The following is a 1,541-nucleotide window of genomic DNA, read 5'->3' on the forward strand; positions in this document are numbered from 1 at the left end:
CTCCGAGCCGTGAGAGACAGTATGCAAGTGCCATCTCACCGAAATGAAAGTGATGCCCATAGGTTTCTCCGTCTATTGCAAAGTGTACGAGCTGATCCTCCTCCCTTCCGTCAAATGCCCCGGCTAGACGTGCCGAAAGCCTGTATCCGTCCACAAGAAGGTTGCCAAATGCCACCTCATGGGCAATTCCGACATCATTGAGAAAAACAGCAATCTCCTGCCCTTCTCCCAGATCCACCCGGTACGGCACCTTCGGATCGATCCATCCATCGGAAAGAGAGCTCCAGGTGCCGTTCTGTCCTCTCACCCTGGCCACCTGGTGGGGCTCCAGGAGCACGTACCGGATGCCTTCAGCTGCCATGATACGAAGCGTCTCCATATCGACCGCCATTTCAGGGAGCCACATGCCTTCAGGCTCCCTCCCGAACCGGTCAAGGAAGTCCTCTACACCCCAGCGGACCTGGGTTTCTTTATCGCGTTTGTTTGCAAGCGGCATGATCATGTGGTTGTAGCACTGGGCGATCGCAGGGCCATGCCCCCTGAAATGATTCGATCCGATATGGTCGGCTTCGATGAGTGCAAGATAGGTATTCGGGTGATTATCCTCAAGCCATGAAAGGAGCGTCGGACCCGCATTAAAACTCATCATCGAATAATTATTCACGATTCTCGTGATCAGGCCATCTTCATCGAGGATCCTGGCAGCGGAGTTTGGCGCATAGCATTCGGCGGTGATCCGCTCGTTCCAGTCATGGAACGGATATGCCGAATCCTGAACTTCTATCCTCTCGAACCAGGGGTTTTCTCGCGGGGGCTGGTAGAAATGGCCATGAATACAGGCAAAGCGGCTCATGATTCACCTCTCTCTGGCCTGAGGATGACGGCTCCAAGCGGCGGGAGTGTCAGGGAGAGGGAAGAGGGGAAGCCATGCCATGGATACGTATCTGCCACCACAGAGCCGTTGTTCCCGCAGTTGCTCCCACCATAGCAGCCGGAATCGGTGTTGATCAGCTCCTCCCAGACACCCCCTTCAGGCACGCCGATCCGGTAGCCATGCCGGGGAACAGGTGTAAAATTGCAGATACAGGCAACCGGGGCTTCTGCATCGGCTCTCCTGAGATAGGCAATCACGCTCTGTTCCCAATCGCCGTGATCGATCCATGAGAATCCTTCGCTTCTGTCATCAGCACGATGAAGCGAGGGTTCACTCCTGTAGAGATGGTTGAGATCTGCAACTAATGTGCTGACACCCCTGTGCATGTCACCAGAGAGGAGGTGCCAGTCGAGGCTTGATTCGTGATCCCATTCATTCCACTGGGCAAATTCATCTCCCATGAAGAGGAGCTTTCTCCCCGGATGGGTGTACATATATCCATAGAGAAGCCGGAGATTAGCAAACTGCTGCCACCAGTCGCCGGGCATCTTTTTAATCAGCGACCCCTTGCCATAGACCACCTCATCATGGGAGAGTGGAAGGAGATAGTTTTCAGTGAATGCATAGATGATCGAGAAGGTCAGATTATCATGATGGTGCCGCCGGT

1 protein-coding gene and 1 pseudogene are annotated in these 1,541 nt (G+C 54.2%); both read right to left on the reverse strand.

The annotated features are described in order from the left end of the window. Positions 1-853 (reverse strand): annotated as a pseudogene (locus tag QCH34_RS12515) (glycoside hydrolase); the annotation flags it as partial. Further along, the coding region (locus QCH34_RS12520; protein WP_300334617.1) for an alpha amylase C-terminal domain-containing protein at positions 850-1,541 on the reverse strand (692 nt) is incomplete at its 5' end. The gene QCH34_RS12520 and the pseudogene QCH34_RS12515, both read right to left, overlap by 4 nt.

The organism is Methanocalculus sp., from assembly GCF_029762515.1.
In the GTDB taxonomy this organism is placed as follows: Archaea; Halobacteriota; Methanomicrobia; order Methanomicrobiales; family Methanocorpusculaceae; genus Methanocalculus.